At 52.1% G+C, this 22,364-nt stretch carries 16 protein-coding genes; 9 read left to right on the plus strand and 7 right to left on the minus strand.

The genetic code is table 11. The features are described 5' to 3' along the window. Positions 1 to 149: 149 nt before the first annotated feature. The 3 genes from metF (at position 150) to OGX98_RS13940 (ending at position 4,504) form a co-directional block, all read left to right on the plus strand. Positions 150 to 1,037, plus strand: a complete 888-nt coding sequence (metF, locus tag OGX98_RS13930; RefSeq protein ID WP_045449335.1) for a methylenetetrahydrofolate reductase — start codon at positions 150 to 152, stop codon at positions 1,035 to 1,037. 168 nt (positions 1,038 to 1,205) lie between these two features. After that, a complete protein-coding gene (gene katG / locus OGX98_RS13935) occupies positions 1,206 to 3,386 on the plus strand; it encodes a catalase/peroxidase HPI (RefSeq protein WP_286595421.1) in 2,181 nt (726 codons plus the stop codon). Between the two features lie 224 nt (positions 3,387 to 3,610). Further along, positions 3,611 to 4,504: a DMT family transporter gene (locus OGX98_RS13940; protein ID WP_045449339.1), complete on the plus strand. Its 894-nt coding sequence runs from the start codon at positions 3,611 to 3,613 to the stop codon at positions 4,502 to 4,504. A gap of 59 nt (positions 4,505 to 4,563) precedes the next feature. On the opposite strand, the gene gldA is transcribed toward OGX98_RS13940, so the two are convergent. From gldA to ptsP, 3 genes are read right to left on the minus strand one after another with little or no spacing between them, the layout of a single operon-like run. After that, positions 4,564 to 5,667 (minus strand): bifunctional L-1,2-propanediol dehydrogenase/glycerol dehydrogenase, encoded by a 1,104-nt coding sequence (gene gldA, locus OGX98_RS13945; RefSeq protein ID WP_048223407.1) that lies wholly within the window; start codon positions 5,665 to 5,667, stop codon positions 4,564 to 4,566. 13 nt (positions 5,668 to 5,680) lie between these two features. Continuing rightward, positions 5,681 to 6,343, minus strand: a complete 663-nt coding sequence (gene fsa, locus OGX98_RS13950; RefSeq protein ID WP_286595422.1) for a fructose-6-phosphate aldolase — start codon at positions 6,341 to 6,343, stop codon at positions 5,681 to 5,683. Positions 6,344 to 6,355: 12 nt separating this feature from the next. Then, entirely contained in the window at positions 6,356 to 8,857 is a 2,502-nt protein-coding gene (gene ptsP / locus OGX98_RS13955) for a phosphoenolpyruvate--protein phosphotransferase (RefSeq protein WP_286595423.1), read from the minus strand. A 306-nt stretch (positions 8,858 to 9,163) separates the two neighbouring features. Here ptsP and OGX98_RS13960 point away from each other — a divergent pair, with 306 nt between their 5' ends. The 5 genes from OGX98_RS13960 to OGX98_RS13980 are packed head-to-tail and all read left to right on the plus strand — an operon-like array spanning position 9,164 to position 14,103. Further along, the gene (locus OGX98_RS13960) at positions 9,164 to 10,243 is read left to right on the plus strand and encodes a PTS fructose transporter subunit EIIC (RefSeq protein WP_225760337.1); all 1,080 of its coding nucleotides are present in this window, start codon (positions 9,164 to 9,166) and stop codon (positions 10,241 to 10,243) included. A gap of 14 nt (positions 10,244 to 10,257) precedes the next feature. Then, positions 10,258 to 10,578, plus strand: coding sequence for a PTS fructose-like transporter subunit IIB (locus OGX98_RS13965; RefSeq protein ID WP_045449349.1), 321 nt, complete (start codon positions 10,258 to 10,260; stop codon positions 10,576 to 10,578). A 25-nt stretch (positions 10,579 to 10,603) separates the two neighbouring features. Continuing rightward, on the plus strand, positions 10,604 to 12,901 hold the full coding sequence (locus tag OGX98_RS13970) for a formate C-acetyltransferase (protein WP_286595425.1): 2,298 nt from the start codon (positions 10,604 to 10,606) through the stop codon (positions 12,899 to 12,901). Next, a complete protein-coding gene (locus OGX98_RS13975) occupies positions 12,867 to 13,745 on the plus strand; it encodes a [formate-C-acetyltransferase]-activating enzyme (RefSeq protein WP_045449352.1) in 879 nt (292 codons plus the stop codon). Before OGX98_RS13970 ends, OGX98_RS13975 begins: the two co-directional genes overlap by 35 nt. A gap of 1 nt (position 13,746) precedes the next feature. Then, positions 13,747 to 14,103: a PTS fructose-like transporter subunit IIB gene (locus OGX98_RS13980; protein WP_045449354.1), complete on the plus strand. Its 357-nt coding sequence runs from the start codon at positions 13,747 to 13,749 to the stop codon at positions 14,101 to 14,103. On the opposite strand, the gene OGX98_RS13985 is transcribed toward OGX98_RS13980, so the two are convergent. From OGX98_RS13985 to argE, 4 genes are all read right to left on the minus strand, one after another. Then, positions 14,090 to 14,950, minus strand: a complete 861-nt coding sequence (locus tag OGX98_RS13985) for an AraC family transcriptional regulator (RefSeq protein WP_286595427.1) — start codon at positions 14,948 to 14,950, stop codon at positions 14,090 to 14,092. The two genes, OGX98_RS13980 and OGX98_RS13985, sit on opposite strands and share 14 nt — an antisense overlap. 135 nt (positions 14,951 to 15,085) lie before the next feature. Beyond that, entirely contained in the window at positions 15,086 to 16,819 is a 1,734-nt protein-coding gene (locus OGX98_RS13990) for a phosphoethanolamine transferase CptA (RefSeq protein ID WP_045449359.1), read from the minus strand. Positions 16,820 to 17,028: 209 nt separating this feature from the next. Beyond that, entirely contained in the window at positions 17,029 to 19,680 is a 2,652-nt protein-coding gene (ppc, locus tag OGX98_RS13995) for a phosphoenolpyruvate carboxylase (protein WP_045449361.1), read from the minus strand. A 365-nt stretch (positions 19,681 to 20,045) separates the two neighbouring features. Then, positions 20,046 to 21,197, minus strand: a complete 1,152-nt coding sequence (gene argE, locus OGX98_RS14000) for an acetylornithine deacetylase (RefSeq protein WP_045449364.1) — start codon at positions 21,195 to 21,197, stop codon at positions 20,046 to 20,048. Positions 21,198 to 21,352: 155 nt separating this feature from the next. On the opposite strand from argE, the gene argC reads away from it, so the two are divergent. Beyond that, complete coding sequence (gene argC, locus OGX98_RS14005; protein WP_048223413.1) at positions 21,353 to 22,357, plus strand: N-acetyl-gamma-glutamyl-phosphate reductase; 1,005 nt, start codon at positions 21,353 to 21,355, stop codon at positions 22,355 to 22,357. Positions 22,358 to 22,364 lie beyond the last annotated feature (7 nt).

Here is a 22,364-nt window from a genome sequence, read left to right on the forward strand (position 1 = left end):
TTTTTCACGTTGGCTGAGTATTCCTCACCTTTAACGATGATTTTTGTGTTGACGCCAGCATGCTTTTCCGTCATTTTTACATCTAGACGTCTAAACGTATAGCAGTTCACAACACAACATATAACGACAAAAGATTGATGAGGTAAGGTATGAGCTTTTTTCACGCCAACCAGCGGGAAGCCCTGAATCAGAGCCTGGCAGAAGTGCAGGGTCAGATTAACGTTTCGTTCGAGTTTTTCCCGCCGCGCACCAGTGAAATGGAGCAAACCCTGTGGAACTCCATCGATCGTCTGAGCAGTCTGAAACCTAAGTTTGTTTCCGTCACCTATGGTGCAAACTCGGGTGAGCGTGACCGCACGCACAGCATTATTAAGGGAATTAAGGATCGCACGGGCCTCGAAGCGGCTCCGCACCTGACCTGTATTGATGCTACCCGTGATGAGTTGCGCACTATTGCTCAGGATTACTGGAACAACGGTATTCGTCATATTGTTGCTCTGCGCGGTGATCTGCCGGCTGGTGGTGGCAAGCCGGATATGTACGCTTCTGATCTGGTGACCTTGCTGAAAGATGTCGCAGATTTTGATATCTCAGTTGCGGCTTATCCGGAAGTGCATCCTGAAGCGAAAAGCGCACAGGCTGATTTGCTCAACCTGAAGCGTAAGGTCGATGCCGGAGCGAACCGCGCGATCACCCAATTTTTCTTTGATGTGGAAAGCTATCTGCGTTTTCGCGATCGCTGTGTGTCTGCGGGGATCGATGTGGAGATTATCCCGGGCATTCTGCCGGTTTCTAACTTTAAGCAGGCGAAAAAATTTGCTGACATGACTAACGTTCGCATTCCGGCGTGGATGTCGACAATGTTTGATGGCCTGGATGACGATGCCGAGACCCGTAAGCTGGTTGGGGCGAATATCGCCATGGATATGGTGAAGATTTTAAGTCGTGAAGGGGTGAAAGATTTCCACTTCTATACCCTCAATCGTGCGGAAATGAGCTACGCTATTTGCCACACGCTGGGTGTAAGACCGAATTAAACAGATGCCCCAGCCCTCTACGGAGGGCTTTTTATTGATCATTTTGATCTACATCTCTGTAACTTAAAATATAAAAGGAATTAGCTATCGAATCTGTGGGTTATTTCGACTATATCTTATCTCTGGTGGTGTATATCGTAGTCAGAACACTGTAAAGGGAGCATATAGATGAGCATGTCCGACGATAACCATAACGCATCAACTGCCGGTAAGTGTCCTTTTCATCAAGGCGGTCACGACCAGAGCGCGGGAGCAGGAACGAGCAACCGCGACTGGTGGCCTAATCAACTCCGTGTAGATCTGCTGAACCAACATTCCAACCGTTCGAACCCACTGGGTGAGGACTTTAACTACCGCAAAGAATTTAGCAAACTCGACTATTCTGCCCTGAAAGGGGATCTCAGAGCCCTCCTGTCCGAATCTCAACCGTGGTGGCCCGCTGACTGGGGCACTTATGCCGGTTTATTTATCCGCATGGCATGGCATGGCGCAGGTACCTATCGCTCTATTGATGGACGCGGTGGAGCGGGTCGTGGACAGCAGCGTTTTGCACCACTGAACTCCTGGCCGGACAACGTGAGTCTTGATAAGGCACGCCGTCTGCTGTGGCCAGTTAAGCAGAAATATGGTCAGAAAATTTCCTGGGCTGATCTGTTTATCCTTGCGGGTAACGTAGCGCTGGAAAACTCAGGTTTCCGTACCTTCGGTTTTGGTGCTGGTCGTGAAGACGTCTGGGAACCGGATCTTGACGTAAACTGGGGGGATGAGAAAGCCTGGCTGACTCACCGCCACCCTGAAGAGCTGGCAAAAGCGCCATTGGGCGCGACCGAGATGGGGCTTATCTATGTAAACCCGGAAGGTCCGGATCACAGCGGTGAGCCGCTTTCTGCAGCTGCAGCTATTCGTGCGACATTCGGCAACATGGGGATGAACGACGAAGAAACCGTAGCGCTAATCGGTGGTGGCCATACGTTAGGTAAAACTCATGGTGCAGCACCTGCATCACATGTCGGGGCCGACCCAGAGTCAGCACCGATTGAAGCACAGGGTTTAGGCTGGGCCAGCAGCTATGGTAGCGGTGCGGGCGCAGATGCTATCACGTCTGGTCTGGAAGTGGTTTGGACGCAAACACCAACCCAGTGGAGCAACTATTTCTTCGAGAACCTGTTCAAATACGAATGGGTACAAACTCGCAGCCCGGCCGGTGCCATCCAGTTTGAAGCGGTTGATGCGCCAGAAATCGTTCCTGATCCGTTTGATCCGTCGAAAAAACGTAAGCCGACGATGCTGGTCACCGACCTGACGCTGCGTTTTGATCCTGAGTTCGAGAAAATCTCTCGTCGTTTCCTTAACGATCCGCAGGCGTTCAACGAAGCTTTTGCCCGTGCGTGGTTTAAACTGACGCACCGTGATATGGGGCCGAAAGCGCGTTACATTGGACCGGAAGTACCACAAGAGGATCTGATTTGGCAGGATCCGCTGCCGCATGCGTTCTTCAACCCAAGCGAAGAAGATATTCTTAACCTGAAGGCGACCATCGCGGCTTCCGGACTTTCCGTAGGCGAGCTGGTATCGGTGGCGTGGGCTTCGGCTTCTACATTCCGTGGTGGTGACAAACGTGGCGGTGCTAACGGTGCTCGCCTGGCGCTGAATCCACAACGTGGTTGGGATGTGAATGCCACTGCTGCACGTGTTCTGCCTGTGCTGGAAGGTATCTATAAATCTGCCCATACAGCCTCGTTGGCCGATATTATCGTGCTGGCCGGTGTTGTCGGTGTGGAGAAGGCAGCAAGTGCAGCGGGCGTCAGTATCACTGTACCTTTTGTTCCAGGCCGCGTGGATGCGCGTCAGGATCAAACCGATATTGAGATGTTTGAATTGCTGAAGCCGATTGCCGATGGCTTCCGTAACTATCGTTCCCGTCCTGACGTATCAACCACCGAATCGCTGCTGATTGATAAAGCGCAGCAGCTGACGTTAACCGCACCGGAAATGACCGTGCTGGTGGGCGGTATGCGTGTGCTGGGAACCAACTTTGATGGTAGCCAGCATGGCGTCTTTACCGATCGTCCTGGCGTGCTCAGCAATGATTTCTTCGTCAATCTGCTGGATATGCGCAACGAATGGAAAGCGGTGGATGAGTCGCAAGAACTGTTTGAAGGGCGCGACCGCCTGAGCGGTGATGTGAAATACACCGCTACCCGCGCCGATCTGGTATTCGGTTCTAACTCGGTACTGCGTGCACTGGCAGAAGTTTATGCTTGCAGCGATGCCCACGAGAAGTTCGTGAAGGACTTTGTCGCGGCATGGGTGAAAGTGATGAATCTGGACCGTTTTGATCTGCTGTAATCTCAACGTCTAACACTTCAGCGGCTGCTTCCCGGCAGTCGCTGAAGTTTTTTTGAGGCGTATATACCGGTCATACTTCAAGTTGCCGGTGTGTTGGCTACACTCAGAAACCCCAGTCACATAGTTATCTATGCCCTTGGGGATTTCTTCCTTTGCCGCCTTCCTGCAACTCGAATTATTTAGGGTATAGTACATAAAGGAAACGTCACTCTACGGGATTTATCATGTCTGCCTCAGGAAAGAGCAACCCACTGGCTGTCAGTGGTCTTCTCGTTCTCACTCTTATCTGGAGTTATAGCTGGATCTTCATGAAGCAAGTCACGAGCTATATTGGCGCGTTCGACTTTACATCTCTTCGCTGTATTTTCGGCACCCTCGTCTTATTTCTTGTTTTGCTCTTGCGTGGTCGTGGATTAAGACCGACGCCGTTTAAATTTACCCTGGCGATAGCGTTGTTACAGACCTGTGGCATGATCGGACTGGCGCAATGGGCGCTGGTCAGCGGCGGGGCGGGAAAGGTCGCCATCCTCACTTATACCATGCCATTCTGGGTGGTGATCCTGGCGGCGTTGTTTCTGGGGGAGCGGTTTCGACGTATGCAATATGCGGCAATCGGCATTGCCGCTGTTGGACTGGTGCTGGTGATGCAACCGTGGCAGCTTGATTTCACCTCGATGAAAAGTGCGCTGCTGGCGATCCTTTCCGGTGTGAGCTGGGGGGCGAGCGCAATTGTCGCCAAGCGAATGTACGCTCGTCATCCCAGGATTGATTTGCTCTCACTCACGGCGTGGCAAATGCTGTATGCCGCGCTGGTCATGAGCGTCGTTGCCTGGTGGGTGCCCCAACCGGAAGTTAACTGGCAACCTATTGTCTTTTGGGCACTGGCCTATAGCGCTATTCTGGCCACTGCGCTGGCCTGGAGCCTGTGGTTGTTTGTGCTGAAAAATCTGCCTGCGAGCATTGCCAGTTTAAGTACGCTGGCGGTGCCAGTATGCGGTGTGCTGTTTTCCTGGTGGTTGCTTGGTGAAAATCCAGGACCGATTGAAGGCGGCGGCATTGTGCTGATTGTACTGGCGTTAGCGCTTGTGAGCCGGAAAACGCAGGCGGATGGAAAATGAAGCGACAGGAAGGACATTCAAAAAGACTCCCGGCGTGAGCCGGGAGTCTTGGTCAGATTTTATTCCCATTCCTGCAGATAACGCTGACCGTACTGGTCTGCCACCAGCAGGGCGGCATAAACCTGATCGGGTGTCGCACCGCCAGGCATGTTGTGAATTGTTTCGCCCTCGACACAGGCTGCTTGTGCCACTATGCGCATTTTGGCTGGAATATCCTGTTTGATGTCCAGCTGCGCCAGCGTAATCGGCAGACCAACGGAATGGCACAATGCGGCAACGGTTTCAATTTCTTCTACCGGTGCGTTTTCCAGTACCAGTTGCGTTAGCGTGCCGAAAGCCACTTTCTCGCCGTGGTAGTAGTGATGTGCATCCGGGATTGCCGTCAGGCCGTTATGGATTGCGTGCGCGGCAGCCAGACCACCGCTTTCAAAACCAACGCCGCTCAGATAGGTGTTGGCTTCAACGACGCGTTCCAGTGCCGGGGTAACCACATGCTGCTCGGCGGCAAGCATGGCTTTTTCGCCTTCTTCAATCAGCGTGTTGTAGCACAGTTCAGCCAGCGCCAGCGCAGCCTGAGTACACTGACCACCCGCCATCGTGGTGGCGCCACTGCGTGAACAGGCGCGTGCTTCAAACCAGGTCGCCAGCGCATCGCCAATACCCGCAGCTAACAGACGCGCCGGTGCGCCCGCCACAATTTTGGTGTCAACAATAACCCTGTCCGGATTGTTGGGCAGCAGCAGATAGCGATCGAATTCGCCAGCATCGGTATAAATCACGGACAGCGCGCTGCATGGCGCATCGGTTGAAGCAATGGTTGGCACAATGGCGACGGGCACGTCCATAAAGTGAGCCAGCGCTTTCGCGGTATCCAGCGTTTTACCACCGCCAATACCGAGAACCGCGCCACACTTCGCTTGTTCAGCCACACCGCGCAGGCGGTCGATTTCGTTTTGTGAACATTCACCGCCAAATGGCACGATTTCCAGTGATAAACCGGCATCATGGAAGCTTTTTTCTACAGCGGGTTGTGCAAAACCTAAGACAAACTTGTCCCCAACGACCAGCCAGCGTTCTGCCAGTGGTTTGAGATAGCTGCCAAGACGGGTAATAACATCTGCCCCCTGGATGTACTTACCAGGTGATTGAATTATGCGATCCATACTTTAATCCTCTTCACAGGTTGATGTGACCAAATGCGTTGTTCCAGTCCTGCTCAAACTTCTCTATTGCTGACTCTACCGCAGGGGTGTTGAGCATTTGTTGCGCTACATCTAATGGCAGGGTGATTGCCTCACATCCTGCCAGTAAGCAATCCAGTGCCTGACGTGGCGTTTTAAAACTGGCTGCCAGCACCATGCTGTTTGGTGCATGCAGCTCCAGCAATGTTTGCAACTCCTGTACCGTGCGGATACCGTCGCTGCCCTGAGCGTCAATACGGTTAACATACGGTGCGACATATTTTGCCCCGGCCAGCGCTGCCAGCAGTCCCTGCGCCGCGCTGTATACGGCTGTGCCGAGTGTTGTAATGCCTTCTTTTTTCAATTGTTTGATAGCTGCGAGACCTTCGGAAGTGACCGGAATTTTCACCACGATGCCCGGTACCGCGTTGCTCAGGCGTTTGGCTTCTTTCACCATGCCATCCGCATCCCGACTCATCGTCTGGGCAAACAGAACGCCATTTTCGCCAATGGCCTTTTGCAGGCGTGGCAGTACGTCCCAGATGGGCTCTTTACCTGCCGCCACAATGCTCGGGTTGGTGGTCACACCTGCGATAGGGAAGATGCGGGCCAGACGTTCAACTTCCGCCACGTTGGCGGTATCCAGATACAGTTCCATATAAATACCCTCTTAAAGTTCAAGCTCGTGTTGCAGCAGGCTGGCAATAGCATCGGCAGATGCCGCGTTAACCAGTGCGTTGCGGAATTCTTCATGCATAATGCGGCGCGCCAGGCGTGAGAAAATACGCATATGCTGGTCACCGGCGGCGTGTTTGTTGAGCGTAAGCATGATGATGAATTGTGCATCTTCATCACCCCAGCGTACAGGTGCTGTCAGGCGCGCCACGCTAATCGTGGATTGTTCAATATGTTCAGACTTGCTGTGCGGAATGGCGAAGCTAAAGCCCAATCCAGTGGAGAAGACCGCTTCACGTGCCCACAGATCGGCTTCCAGCTTGCGCGGGTAGCGACAACGATTTGCCAGCAGCAGGTTGTCAGTCATTCCTTTGATCACTTCCTCTTTGTTGCGCCAGTCGCTATCCAGAGTAATACATTGCGCCGTAACCAGCGGGGCATCCTGTTGAGACATGCGGAACTGGGCCAGCAAGTGCTCCACTTCCAGCGAGGTGCGACAGGCCATCGCCTGATTCAGTAACTGGCGGCAGGCGCGGCTGTCCAGTTGCGCCATCCGTGCTTTGGCGGCAGGAATGGATGGTGCGCTCATGCTGATTTCATCTAATCCCAGGCCAATCAGTAGCGGCAACACCGATCCTTTTGCGCCAAGTTCACCGCACAGGCCAATCCACTTACCCTGACGATGTACCGCCTGTACCGCGAAATCCAGAGCGCGCAGGAAAGCTGGATTCAGGCTATTGTAGTGGCGCGTAACCTTGGCGTTGTCGCGATCGACCGCCAGCAGGTACTGGGTCAGGTCGTTGCTACCAATACTAAAGAAATCAATTTCTTCGCAACACTGATCGATGATAAACATTATTGATGGTACTTCCAGCATGATGCCGAGCTGAATCTTCTCATCAAACGGGATATGTTCATTACGCAACTGTTGTTTGGCTTCTGCCAGCTTCTCTTTGACCCACAGGATCTCTTCCATTGAGGAGATCATTGGGATCATGATTTTCAGGCTGCCGTGCGCAGAGGCTCGAAGTATCGCCCGGAGCTGCGTAGTAAACAGCGAAGCGTACTCTTCATAAATACGGACTGCGCGATAGCCGAGGAACGGGTTCGCTTCGGCTGGAATATTCAGGTAGTCAACGGGTTTATCACCACCGATGTCCATGGTCCGCACAATAATGCTGCGTCCTTGTGCGGACTCCAGTGCCTGGCAAAAAATGTTGTACAGCTCATTTTCACCGGGAGCGCTGGTGCGGTCCATATACAACATTTCTGTACGGAACAAGCCAACGGCTTCTGCACCGTTGCCAAAAGCCGCCTGTGCTTCCACGGAATGAGCAATGTTGGCTGCAACCTCCATACGTATACCATCTGCAGTACGAGCTTCCTGAGTCAGCCAGATACGCTGTTGTTTGCGCAAGGCCTCCTGTACGCGGGCTTCCTGTTGGTAGTAGCGGGCAACGGGTTCAGTCGGTGCGACGACGATCGCGCCTGCGTTGCCGTCGATGTAGGCGGTTTGTTGTTGCCACGGCGTTAAGGCTTCAATATCCACGCCCACTAGCGTGGGAATGTTGAATGAGCGTGCAAGAATAACCGTATGGGAAGTCGTGCCACCGCTTTTTAGCAATAAGCCCTTAAGGAATGTTTTATCCAGTTCGAGGAACTGGCTGGGTGTGAGTTCATCAGCCATACAGATTGCTGGCTGGCTGAGTTTTCCCGGTGCCGGGAAGCGCTGTTCGCCATAAACTTGTTGCAGAAGTTGGAAGCAGACGTCGCGTACGTCCAGTGCGCGTTCTTGTAAATAACTGCTGCTGGAGCGGGTGAACTCATCACAGAAATGGTTGGCGCTTTCGACAATCGCCTGGGCGCAGCTTAAACCACGAGAAATGCCTGTCAGCAAATGTTGACGCAGGGAGGTGTCACAGGCCAGTGAGCGGTGAGCCTCCAGAATTGCACTGGTTGCACCATCGCTGTCGAGCAGGCGGAACTCAATATTCTTCATCAACAGCGTCAAGCCATTATCGAGCATGGATTGCTCGGCTTCCACATCGTTGGCAGTTGGGAGTTCGCCGAGCGCGTTAAGATCCAGTGAAGAGAGAAGTGTCAGCATGCCGCCTGCACTGCCGCTGCAGACTGCCCTGGCGCGAAAAAGCTGAGGATTAAGATTCGTTAGTGACGTCGGAAGCAGTTCCAGTTCACTGTTTTTGACCTCTTCCATCGGAGCATCACAGTGAGGGAATTCATCATGTAACCACTGACTCAATCTCTGGTGAGCAGTCTCCTCATCGGCACCGGAGATCAGCAGTTGACAGTTGTCACCTGCCAGAGTGTCGGTGCCAATCAGCGCCAGCGCGCTTTTGGCGTTGCCCTTTCGGTCAGTGCGAAGATTATGCCACTCAATGCGTGAGATAAAGCTGTTGCACAGCGTTTCAATGTGGCTTGCCGGACGGGCATGTACGCCATTGGGTAGCTCACAAGTAAATTCCACAATCAGGGCCATAGCCTCTCTCCCATAACGATTTCTGACTACAGAATAAAAGGGCAATGCCCAGGCCTGCCATGTGACAAATCTGTCAAAAACTGGACAAATGTAATGTAAGTCTCAAAGTGGGATGTACCTCACAAGTCTTAATCCATTTAAGAATTCCTGGTATTCCGCAAGTTATGAGGCGGATCGCATTTTTGTACTGATATTACAAAAATCCAGTAAATGGCCTTTTTATCCACTGTCTGCGCTGCATCGGATTGCCTATTGTTTCCGCAACAACATTATGGACATGGGCCTCAAAAAGCCCGGGAGCGACTTATGAAAGAGTTGGTGCAGATCCTGAAAAACACCCGTCAGCACCTGATGACAGGTGTTTCGCATATGATCCCCTTCGTCGTAGCGGGCGGTATTTTACTGGCGGTCTCCGTCATGCTGTATGGCAAAGGAGCGGTACCGGATGCTGTGACCGATCCCAATCTCAAGAAGTTATTCGATATTGGTGTCGCCGGGCTGACCTTAATGGTGCCTTTTCTTGCGGCGTACATCGGGTACTCGATCGCCGAGCGCTCTGCGCTGGCACCTTGTGCGATTGGTGCCTGGGTGGGCAACAGCTTTGGCGCTGGATTCTTTGGCGCGCTAATTGCCGGGGTCATCGGCGGTATTGTTGTTCACTATCTGAAGAAGATTCCGGTGCATAAGGTGTTGCGCTCGGTAATGCCCATCTTTGTTATTCCTATTGTCGGCACCTTTATTACTGCGGGCATCATGATGTGGGGACTGGGTGAACCGGTCGGTGCGTTAACCGCCAATTTGACGCAATGGTTGCAGGGAATGCAGCAGGGCAGTGTCGTGATGTTAGCGGTCATTATGGGTCTGATGCTGGCTTTTGATATGGGTGGCCCGATTAACAAGGTTGCTTATGCGTTCATGCTGATTTGCGTAGCGCAGGGTGTTTATACCGTGGTAGCGATAGCGGCTGTGGGGATCTGTGTACCACCGCTGGGATTAGGGCTAGCGACGCTAATGAGTCGTAAAAATTTCTCTTCTGAAGAACGCGAAGCGGGTAAAGCCGCATTAGTGATGGGGTGTGTTGGTGTTACGGAAGGGGCGATTCCTTTTGCTGCTGCTGACCCACTGCGCGTAATTCCATCCATTATGGTCGGTTCGACTTGTGGTGCAGTAACGGCCGCGTTGTTTGGCGCACAGTGTTATGCCGGTTGGGGGGGATTAATCGTTCTGCCCGTTGTGGAAGGAAAACTGGGTTATATCGCGGCGGTCGTGGTTGGGGCAGTGGTGACGGCGCTCTGCGTTAACGTGCTGAAAAGCCTGGCAAGGAAGAAAGTATCTCTGGTTGACGAGAATGAAGACGATCTGGATTTGGATTTTGAAACGAATTAAGTGAGGAATGAGCTATGACTAAAATTATCGCAGTAACAGCATGTCCTTCTGGTGTTGCACACACCTATATGGCAGCCGAAGCGCTGGAAAACGCAGCGAAGGCCAGGGGCTGGGAGATAAAAGTTGAGACACAGGGTTCGATTGGTCTGGAAAACGAACTGACCGCAGCGGATGTGGCAGATGCCGATATGGTGATTCTGACCAAAGATATCGGTATCAAGTTTGAGGAGCGCTTTGCGGGGAAAACCATCGTTCGTGTCAACATTAGCGATGCGGTAAAACGTGCCGATGCCATCATGAACAAGATTGGCGCGCATTTGGCGCAAACCGCGTAACTTTATATGCCAGGGAGCCTGCCTCATGACGAATCGTATTCAACGCCTCAAAGCCGCTCTGTCTAAAAACCATCGTGAGATTTCGCTCGAGCGTGCGCAGCTGTATACCGCCAGCCATCAGCAGACAGAGGGGGAGCCGGTTATTCTGCGTCGGGCTAAAGCAACCGCATATATCCTTGAGCATGTTGAAATATCGATTCGTGATGAGGAGCTGATTGCCGGGAACCGTACCGTGAAGCCGCGAGCAGGTATTATGTCGCCGGAAATGGACCCGTACTGGTTGCTTAAGGAGCTGGATCAGTTCCCGACACGTCCGCAGGATCGTTTTGACATCAGCGAAGAAGATAAGCGTCTCTATCGCGAGGTGTTGTTTCCCTACTGGGAAAAACGCTCGATGAAAGATTTCATCAACGGCCAGATGACCGATGAGGTGAAGGCGGCAGTCAGTACACAGATTTTTAGCATTAACCAAACGGATAAAGGACAGGGGCATATCATTATTGATTATCCGCACCTGTTGAAACACGGGTTGGGTGAACTGGTATCGCAGATGCGTACACATAGTCGACTGAATCCGGATAACCATTTTTATCAGGCGGCGCTGTTGTTACTTGAGGCCTCGCAAAACCACATTCAACGTTATGCCACACTGGCAGAGAAAATGGCGGAAAGCTGTCCGGATGCGCATCGTCGTCAGGAACTGCTCGCTATTGCTGCTAACTCTCGTCATAACATGCAACATAAGCCACAAACTTTCTGGCAGGCGTGCCAGTTGTTCTGGTACATGAACATCATTCTGCAGTATGAATCCAATGCCAGCTCGCTCTCGCTGGGACGTTTTGATCAGTATATGCTGCCGTTTTACCAGGTTTCCCTGACCCAGGGAGACGATCCAGCCTTCTTAAAAGAGCTGCTCGAATCGCTGTGGGTGAAATGCAATGACATCGTGCTGCTGCGTTCCACCAGTAGCGCGCGCTACTTCGCCGGATTCCCGACGGGGTATACCGCATTGCTTGGTGGGTTGACGGAGAGCGGGCGCAGTGCGGTAAACGTGCTCTCTTTCCTCTGCCTTGATGCCTACCAGAGTGTGCAACTACCACAGCCAAATCTCGGTGTACGCACCAATGCGTTAATTGATACGCCATTCCTGATGAAAACGGCGGAAACCATCCGCCTGGGCACCGGTATTCCTCAAGTCTTTAACGACGAAGTGGTGGTGCCTGCTTTCCTGAACCGGGGCGTATCGCTGGAAGATGCGCGAGATTACGCGGTGGTGGGCTGTGTGGAGCTGTCGATCCCGGGTAGAACCTACGGTCTGCACGATATTGCCATGTTTAATTTGCTGAAAGTGATGGAAATCAGCCTGTATGAGAATGAGGGTAACCACGAGTTGACGTTCGGAGGTCTGCTATCACACATTCGAGCCAAAATCAGCCACTACATTACCCTGATGGTGGAAGGGAGTAATATTTGCGATATCGGTCATCGTGACTGGGCTCCGGTACCGTTGCTCTCCTCGTTTATTAACGATTGTCTGGTGAAGGGCTGCGATATCACCGATGGTGGAGCGCGTTACAATTTCTCCGGCGTACAAGGGATCGGTATTGCCAACCTGAGTGACTCTCTGCATGCCCTTAATGGGCTGGTATTCGAACAGCAGCGCTTAAGTTTTGACGAGCTGTTGTCGGTATTGAAGCGTAATTTCGCTACGACGGAGGGCGAGAAAATTCGCGCCAGACTGATTAACCGATTTGAGAAATACGGTAACGATATTGATGATGTGGATAACATCAGTGCCGAACTGCTGCGTCATTATTGCAAAGAGGTGGAAAAATACCAGAATCCGCGCGGTGGGCAATTTACACCCGGTTCATATACCGTATCTGCACACGTACCGCTGGGATCGGTCGTTGGGGCGACGCCGGACGGTCGTTATGCCGGGGAGCAGCTGGCTGATGGCGGCTTATCGCCGATGCTCGGTCAGGATATGCAGGGGCCGACAGCGGTGCTGAAGTCAGTTAGTAAGCTGGACAACACCCTGCTGTCGAACGGCACGTTATTGAACGTGAAGTTCACACCGGCCACGCTGGAAGGTGAGGCTGGTTTGCGCAAGCTGGCGGATTTCTTGCGGGCGTTTACCCAGCTTAAACTACAGCATATCCAGTTTAACGTGGTGAATGCCGATACGTTGCGGGAAGCCCAGCAGCGTCCGCAGGACTTCGCCGGACTGGTGGTTCGCGTGGCTGGATACAGCGCTTTCTTTGTCGAATTATCGAAGGAGATTCAGGATGACATTATTCGCCGGACCGCACATCAACTGTGAGGTTGTGGAGATATCCGGCGAGGAGGTTGCACGCATTTTCAATATTCAGCGTTACTCGCTGAATGACGGGCAGGGGATCCGCACTGTAGTCTTTTTTAAAGGCTGCCCGCACACCTGCCCGTGGTGTGCTAATCCTGAATCTATTTCCCCGCGTATTGAAACAGTACGGCGGGAGAGTAAATGTCTGCACTGCGCGCCGTGTCTGCGAGATGTCGATGAATGCCCTTCCGGCGCGTTTGAGCACATTGGTCGTGATATCTCCCTTGATGCGCTGGAACGTGAGGTAATGAAAGATGATATTTTCTTTCAAACCTCTGGTGGCGGGGTGACGCTTTCTGGTGGCGAAGTACTGATGCAGGCCGCTTTCGCCATCCGGTTTTTACAGCGTCTGCGACGCAACGGTGTGCAGTGCGCGATTGAAACGGCGGGGGATGCTCCCGCCAGTCGTCTGCTCCCGCTGGCAAAGTTATGCGATGAGGTGCTTTTCGATCTTAAAATTATGGATGAAAGCCAGGCTCGCGAGGTGGTGAATATGAATCTGCCGCGCGTACTAAAGAATTTACAGCTATTAGTTGGTGAGGGGGTCAATGTGATCCCTCGTCTGCCGCTGATTCCGGGCTTTACGCTCAGCGTGGAGAACATGCAGCGTGCGCTGACCTTATTGTCATCATTAGATATAAAGCAAGTACATCTGCTACCGTTTCATCAGTATGGTGAGCCGAAATATCGCCTTCTTGGGCAGCAGTGGTCGATGAAGGATGTGCCCGCCCCGTCAGCACAAGAGGTGGCGACGTTGCGTAAGATGGCAGAAGACGCCGGATTTCAGGTAACCGTAGGAGGTTGATATGGCAGTCGCATCTGTTCGATATCTGGTTGCAGTGACCGCTTGCGTCAGCGGCGTCGCACATACCTATATGGCTGCCGAGCGGCTGGAAAAACTCTTTCAGCAGGACAAGTGGAACATCAAGATTGAAACTCAGGGGGCGCTGGGAACGGAGAATCGTTTGACGGAAGACGATATTAGTCGCGCCGATGTGGTGTTGCTGATTACCGATATTGAGCTGGCAGGTGCTGAGCGATTTACGCAAAGTCGCTACGTCCAGTCGGGAATTAGCGCTTTTTTGCGGGAACCTCAACGGGTGATGAGTGCCGTACGCAAAGTACTGTCGGCACCACAACATACTCATCTTATTCTGGACTAACTTTCTTGTCCGTCAACTGACTGTGATATTGCCGACGATACTCTGAAGGTGAACGCTCGGTATTTTTTCGAAACAGGCGACAGAAGTAATTGCTGTCAACAAATCCACAGGTGTGGGCCACTTCTTTGACTTTCAGATCGTAACCCTTTAGCAGCGTCTTTGCGTGCTCCAGCCGCGTATGGTTCAGGTATTCGTTAAAGCCAATGGTCCCTGTTTTTTGAAACAGGTGCGAAAGGTAATTCGGAGAGATGTAGAACGCCTGGGCCACGGATTCCCGGGTGAGCGGAGAGGTGTAATGTTCGTCAATATAGTCACGAATAGCTTCAAAAAGCGCCTGGCTGCGTGACGCCGTCTGGATCTGGCTTCCCAGCAGGTCGCGACAATGGCTGAGCAGACTGGAGACGATCAGTCTGGCCGTTTGCTGCTCCTGAGGCTGCATCTGCATTTCATTGAGTGTATGTAACAGGAAAGAACCGATACGTGGCCCGCGTCGTGCGACGTGTTGCTTTGTGAGGTTTTGATACTGCTTACCATCCCACTGTACGACGCTGAAACCCAGTTGTTGTTTGCCGAATAAGATGCTCAGCGTCGTTACCGGTGTTTGCCATTGTGGGAAGTTCCAGCCACCTGCCGGGATATACAGAACATCATAAGGCGTTAACGTAGTGGATGCGCCTGCAACACTGCTATCGGTGAATTCGCCCTCCAGCACAATCTCCAGTCGCGGAAAATCAACCTGATATGCCAGCTCTGGCATTGAACCATTAGTACTGGGGAAATACACCTTGCACAGTGGTGTCGGGCCGTTAATCAGGCGGGAGAGAAGATGGCTGATGTCGTGATACATGTTAATCCCTTGCAGATCGCAGACAGGGAAACAGTAGCGTCGAAAGCGGGGAGTCTCAAGTGATAAATTACCGGATGGCGCTGCGCTTTCCGGCCTACGGGACTGAGTGGATCGTAGGCCGGATAAGGCGTTCTATTACTGATTCCCGATTTGATCCCCATACGGCAGGGTATCGTAATCAATCAGGGCGTTTTTCTTGTACGGATTACCAATCCAGCGGGTTGTTTCTTTAAACTGCGGGTTGGTAATAGCACGGGTCGGATCGAATCCATCGTAAGTGAAGCCAGCTAAATCAGACCAGGTATGGATAAGCTCAGAGCTGCTGTATTTTCGATTCACATCCTGGGAGAAATCTCGTGGATGCGCGGCCTGCCATTTTTCAGAGGTCCACAGCAGGAACGGAACCGTATACATATGGCGAGTTGGGTTGTCTTCATTTCGACCCTGCGTTTTATGCGGCGGTGTGTCATATACCTCTTCTCCGTGGTCAGAGAAATAGAGCAGGAAGCCGTTCGGATCGGTCGCTTTGTAATCTTTGATCAGGCTAGCAATGATGTGGTCGTTATAAACATTGGCATTGTCATAATCGTTATATGACTCCAGTTCATCGCTGCTCAGACCCGGAGGAACGTTGTCGATATTATTATCGAACTTGCCCTGACCTTCCGGATAACGGAATTTGTACTTAATGTGCGTACCCAGCAGATGAACGATGATGAACTTTTTCGGTGCCGGGTCAGCCATGACTTCTTTAAATGGAGCCAGCACGTTGCTGTCGTATTCGCGCGCACTTTGGGTACGCTGCTGATTCATATAAAACTGCTTGTCCGTCTGCTTAGAAAATACGGTCAGCATGGTATTACGCGCAGTCATTGTTTGCTGATTGGTGATCCAGAAGGTTTTATACCCCGCCTGTTTCATCATATTCATCAGTGACGGCTGCGTCAGATACAAATCCGGATTCTTCTCGTTAGCGAAGGTCAGCGCCTGCTGCAGGATTTCAATCGTGTACGGACGTGAGGTCACGACATTATTGAACACGGTTAAATTAGGATCAGATTTGTGCAATGCGTCCAGCTCAGGCGTGGTTTCACGTGGATAACCGTACAAACTCATGCGTCCACGCTGAGTTGATTCACCAATCACCAGTACCAGCGTGCGCGGGGCATCACCTGAGTTATCTTTAAAGTTAGCCAGTGGCGGCAGCGCATTGTTCTCATTCAGCAGGCTATTCAATGAGGTCAGTTGCTGACGATACTGATAGTAGCCTGAGATAAACTGCCACGGCGCGGCTGGCTCCATACGTGAAGCAAGGCCATCCAGCGTTTTCTCAAAAGGTTTGTGTTTAATAAACGTATTAACGGCCATCGGATGCAGAATCAGACCGTATAACAGCGCAAACGACACCAGATAACGCCAGGGTGACGGAATATAGACCGGGCGCAGGCGGGTCCACAGCAGAATAGCAACTGCCGTGTAGGCCAATGCGATAAGAACAATCTTCAGGCTGAAGTATTGGCTCAGATATTCGCTGGCTTCGTTTGCGTTGGTCTCAAACATCACGTACAGAACGCTCTGCGAGAACTCCTGTCCGTAAATAACGTAATAGCTCAGCGCAGCCAGTGAAGCAGCCCACAGCACCACGCCAATAACGGCGGCGATAATGCGAATACGGTTTGGAAATAAGAATACTGGGATCAACCACAGTGAGCTGAACAGTAAAGAGTCGCGTAATCCGGTAGACCCGCTGTAACCACTGAAATAAATAACGGCCTGTAGTAAGGTGGAAAAAAACCAAAAATAGAGGAGCGCCCAACCCAGGGCTTTCCAGCTAAACAAAGGTTTAGGCTGGAGTTGTAAGGATTGCATAGTGTGAGCCTGTCTTTAATCGTGTCGCCAAGAGTAGCGGCTAAATATTAAGAGGAACTGAAGCTTCGCGACGTAAATATCGCGTTTTGTTGATGATTTATTCATGAAATGAATGAATCAGGCTGGAAATATATTTGAAATGAAGTGGTTATGACAAGCGTTTTCGAGGTCACCCCCGCGCAATAGCACGAGGGTGACGGGGGATTAACTTAACCTGTATTACGCATACCGGCAGCAACACCTGCGATAGTGACCATCAGCGCTTGTTCAACGCGTGGATCCGGTGCTTTACCTTGTTCTTCCGCCTGGCGCGAACGATGTAAAAGCTCTGCCTGTAGAACGTTTAGCGGATCAGTATAAATATTTCTTAACTGAATAGACTCGGCAATCCACGGCAGGTCGGCCATCAGATGTGAGTCATTGGCAATCGCCAGCACCACATTGATGTCAGCTTCCAGACGGTGACGCAGTTCTTCGCCCAGCGGCCAGAGCTCTTTTTTGACCAAACGCTGATCGTAGTACTCTGCCAGCCACAGGTCAGCTTTCGAGAACACCATTTCCAGCATGCCAAGACGCGTGGAGAAGAAAGGCCAGTCGCGGCACATTGCTTCAAGCTCGCTTTGTTTTCCATCTTCAACCACTTTTTGCAGCGCGGTACCTGCACCCAACCATGCCGGAAGCATCAGGCGGTTCTGGGTCCAGGCAAAAATCCACGGAATGGCTCGCAGAGACTCTACCCCGCCAGTTGGGCGGCGTTTTGCCGGACGTGAGCCGAGCGGTAATTTACCCAGCTCTTGCTCCGGGGTTGCAGAGCGGAAGTACGGAACAAAGTCTTTGTTTTCGCGAACATAACCACGGTACAGTTCGCAGGAGATATCTGAAAGCTCGTCCATAATATGACACCAGGCATCTTTCGGCTCTGGCGGTGGCAACAAGTTGGCTTCCAGAATTGCGCCCGTGTACAAAGACAGACTGCTGATGGTGACTTCCGGTAGACCGTATTTGAAGCGGATCATCTCACCTTGCTCAGTCACACGCAGTCCGCCTTTCAGGCTGCCAGGCGGCTGGGAGAGTAACGCGGCATGGGCTGGTGCGCCACCCCGTCCAATTGAACCGCCACGGCCGTGGAACAACGTCAGCTCAATGCCGGCTTTTTCGCAGGTTTTGATCAGCGCATCCTGTGCCTGATATTGCGCCCAGGAGGCCGCCATCACGCCTGCGTCTTTTGCCGAGTCAGAGTAGCCGATCATGACCATCTGTTTGCCCTGAATAAGACCGCGATACCAGTCGATATTTAACAGCTGAGTCATAACATCGTCAGCATTGTTCAGGTCGTCCAGCGTTTCAAACAGCGGTGCTACCGGCATGGTAAAACCAATGCCAGCTTCTTTCAGCAGCAGGTGAACGGCCAGCACATCTGACGGCGTTTTCGCCATCGAGATAACGTAGGCGGCAATAGAGCCATAAGGTGCTTCGGCAATCACTCGACAGGTGTCGAGCACTTCACGGGTTTCGTTACTCGGTTCCCAGCTGCGTGGCAGAAGTGGACGTTTGGAATTCAGTTCGCGGATCAGGAAGGCCTGTTTGTCTGCTTCTGACCAGCTTTCGTAGTCGCCAATTCCCAGATAGCGGGTCAGTTCGCCCAGCGCTTCGGTATGACGGGTGCTTTCCTGACGAATATCGATACGCACCAGCGGTACGCCAAAACATTTCACCCGGCGGAGGGTATCGAGCAGTTCGCCATTGGCGATGATACCCATACCGCAAGCTTGCAGAGACTGGTAACACGCGTACAACGGTTCCCATAGCTGCTCGTTTTGCGTCAACAAGCCTGCAGGTTTTGGCAATTTTTCGCCTTTCAGACGCGCTTCCAGCCAGGCCTGGGTCGTCATCAGGCGTGAACGCAGCATTTTCATCAGGTGGCGGTAAGGTTCTGCCGCCCCTTCTTCACCCACCAGCGCTAAGAGCTCCGGAGTGGCATCGACCATCGATAGCTCAGAAACCAGAAACTGGATGTCTTTCAGGAACAGGTCGGTCGCTTTCCAGCGGCTGAGCAACAGTACATGACGGGTGATATCCGCCGTCACGTTCGGGTTGCCGTCACGGTCACCCCCCATCCAGGAGGTGAATCGGACCGGGACAAAATCGACGGGCAGCTTATAGTTCAGATGCTCTTCCAACTGTTCGTTCAGTTCACGCAGATAGTTCGGCACACCTTCCCACAGGCTGTTTTCAACCACGGCGAAGCCCCATTTGGCTTCATCAACCGGGCTGGGCCGTATTTTACGGATTTCATCCGTATGCCAGGACTGGGCGATTAACTGGCGCAGGCGGCGCATCAGCTGGTGGCGTTCGTAATCGACGATGTCTTTGTTATCCAGTTGTTTGAGGCAGGCATTGACCTCACCCATTTTATGGATCAGCGTGCGACGGGTAATTTCGGTCGGGTGTGCGGTCAGTACCAGCTCCAGAGACAACGCCTCTACTGCTTTTTTGATGGTGGCTTCATCAAGGTTGGGCTGGGCTTTCAGTTTACGCAGGGTGCGAGCAATCACTTCCGGGTTGCTGGCAGCTTCGCCTTTTGGCGAAATGCTGTGGTATTGCTCGGCGGTGTTGGCCAGGTTCAGGAACTGGCTAAACGCGCGGGCAACTGGCAGTAGCTCGTCATTAGACAGGTTCTGTAGCGTGGTGAGCAACTCCTGGCGATTAGCTTCATTGCCAGCGCGAGATGATTTGGACAACTTACGGATTGTTTCTACGCGATCAAGAATGTTCTCTCCCAGCGCATCCTTGATGGTTTCTCCCAGCACTTTGCCGAGCATACTGACATTACTACGCAACGCGGAATATTGTTCGTTCATATGACCCCAGACACCCCATCTTTAATTTGATTGCCCTGTAGCTTTCACGCACAGCGGTATTGGCTGCGTTTGCTCACCCTGGTCACTATGCTCCCTGGGATGTGCCTGCTTGCCGTCTTGCTGCGCTGCGAAATCTTTCAGGCTCAACTTTATTCACTTTTATAAAGCCACGTAAAACCCCTGACGTCAATTGCTGCGAAATCGGTTCAGCAAACGAATAAATGGCGGGAATTTACGAAAGTTAATTCACAACCTGCCAGATAAGAAATGCTTATGGGAATATACAAAACTGAGCACAAAACGATCACGGCTGGCATGCACGCGATTGTTGGCCCGGAAAGCGTTACGCCACCGGGCAATATAAATTAATGCCAGCAGAAGTGATGAACAACCTGGGTTATCAATTCGCGAGTTGGTTTAATAAAGCGTGTTTCCAGATACTCATCTGGTTGGTGCGCCTGATTAATTGAACCCGGTCCGAGTACCAACGTTGGGCATAACGTCTGGATAAACGGCGCTTCAGTGCAGTAGTTCACCACTTCCGTTTGCGCGCCCAGCAGTTTTTCAACCACTTCCACCAATTGATGATCTGGCGGACATTCGTAGCCAGGGATGGGTGGATGCAGTTCGGATACCGTCAGACGACCCGGCCAGCGTTCACTGACCGGAGCCAGTGCATCGTTTAGTAACCCATTGAGGTCGTTGAGCGTCATGCCCGGGAGCGGACGAATATCCATGTGCAGTTCGCAGCATGCACAAATGCGGTTGGCGGCATCGCCCCCGTGGATATGGCCGAGATTGAGCGTGGGGTACGGAACCGTAAACGCCTCATAGTGATAACGTTCTTTCAGGTCATCGCGCAGCTTCATGATGTGGCCAATCGCGTCATGCATCAGCTCGATAGCGTTAATCCCACGCGCCGGATCGCTGGAGTGACCAGACTGCCCCAAAATACGTATCGCATTAGAAATATGACCTTTGTGCGCACGAACCGGTTGCAGGGAGGTCGGTTCGCCAATGATTGCACAGTCCGGGCGTAACGAGGTGGTTTCAGCGAAATAGCGTGCCCCCGCCATGCTGGTTTCTTCATCGGCGGTCGCCAAAATGTAGAGCGGCTTTTTCAGTTTTGCGACATCCACATCGCGCAGCGCATCGAGGATAAAGGCGAAGAAGCCTTTCATATCCGCCGTGCCCAGGCCATAGAGCTTATTGTCGTGTTCGGTCAGGGTGAATGGATCACGCGTCCATCGTCCGTCATCAAACGGTACGGTATCGGTATGGCCCGCAAGCAACAGACCACCTGCACCTTGTCCGATACTTGCCAGCATATTGAATTTATTGCGCGTACCAGGAACAGGCTGGACTTCAACACTGAAGCCTAATTCTTTGAACCAGTCCGCCAGCATAGTGATTAAACCTGCATTACTTTGATCGAGCGCTTCTTCCGTGGCGCTAATCGACGGTGTGGCAATCAGAGCGCGGTAAATCTCGATAAATGGCGGTAAATTGTTTTTCATTGTTGACACACCTCGGGTCATGATAGTATCAATATTCATGCATTATTTGTGAATAAAAATACACTAACGTTAAGCGTAATAAAACCCACCAAGTGTAAGGTGAGGTGATAAAGGCTTATACCTGGCAACCGAATATAAGAAGGTGAACAGCCCCGATGTTGAATACGCTGATTGTGGGTGCCAGTGGCTATGCTGGCGCAGAGCTTGTGACCTATGTAAATCGCCATCCTGATATGACCATAACCGCTTTGACTGTCTCAGCGCAAAGCAATGATGCAGGAAAATTAATCTCTGATTTACATCCGCAGTTAAAGGGCATTGTTGATTTACCATTGCAGCCAATGTCGGATATTAGCGAGTTTAGCGCAGGGGTTGACATTGTGTTCCTCGCAACAGCGCATGAAGTGAGCCATGACCTGGCGCCACAGTTTCTGCAAGCGGGTTGTGTGGTATTCGATCTCTCGGGTGCGTTCCGTGTAAACGACGGCGCCTTCTATGAAAAATATTATGGCTTTACTCACCAGCACCCGGACCTGCTGGAGCAGGCGGTGTACGGCCTGGCTGAGTGGAGCGCAGACAAACTGAAAGACGCGAATCTGATTGCCGTCCCCGGTTGTTACCCGACAGCAGCGCAACTGTCACTCAAGCCGCTGATTGATGCCGATCTTCTGGATCTCAGCCAGTGGCCTGTGATTAACGCCACCAGTGGCGTGAGCGGCGCGGGCCGTAAAGCGGCAATATCGAACAGTTTTTGCGAGGTCAGTCTGCAGCCGTATGGCGTGTTTACCCATCGCCATCAGCCAGAAATTGCTACTCATCTGGGGGCGGACGTTATTTTCACACCACATTTGGGCAACTTCCCGCGCGGGATTCTGGAAACCATCACCTGCCGTTTGCAGCCGGGTATCACCCACGCCCAGGTCGCCGATGTGTTACAGCAGGCGTATAGCAATAAGCCATTGGTACGTCTGTATGACAAAGGTGTACCGGCACTGAAAAACGTGGTTGGTTTACCATTCTGCGATATCGGATTCGCCGTTCAGGGTGAGCATCTGATTGTGGTAGCGACAGAAGATAATTTATTGAAGGGCGCGGCAGCACAGGCCATGCAGTGTGCAAATATCCGTTTCGGCTTTGCTGAGACGCAGTCTCTTATTTAAGGGTGCA

It is taken from the genome of Citrobacter sp. Cm046 (genome assembly GCF_030333065.1).
Classification (GTDB): domain Bacteria; phylum Pseudomonadota; class Gammaproteobacteria; order Enterobacterales; family Enterobacteriaceae; genus Citrobacter; species Citrobacter murliniae.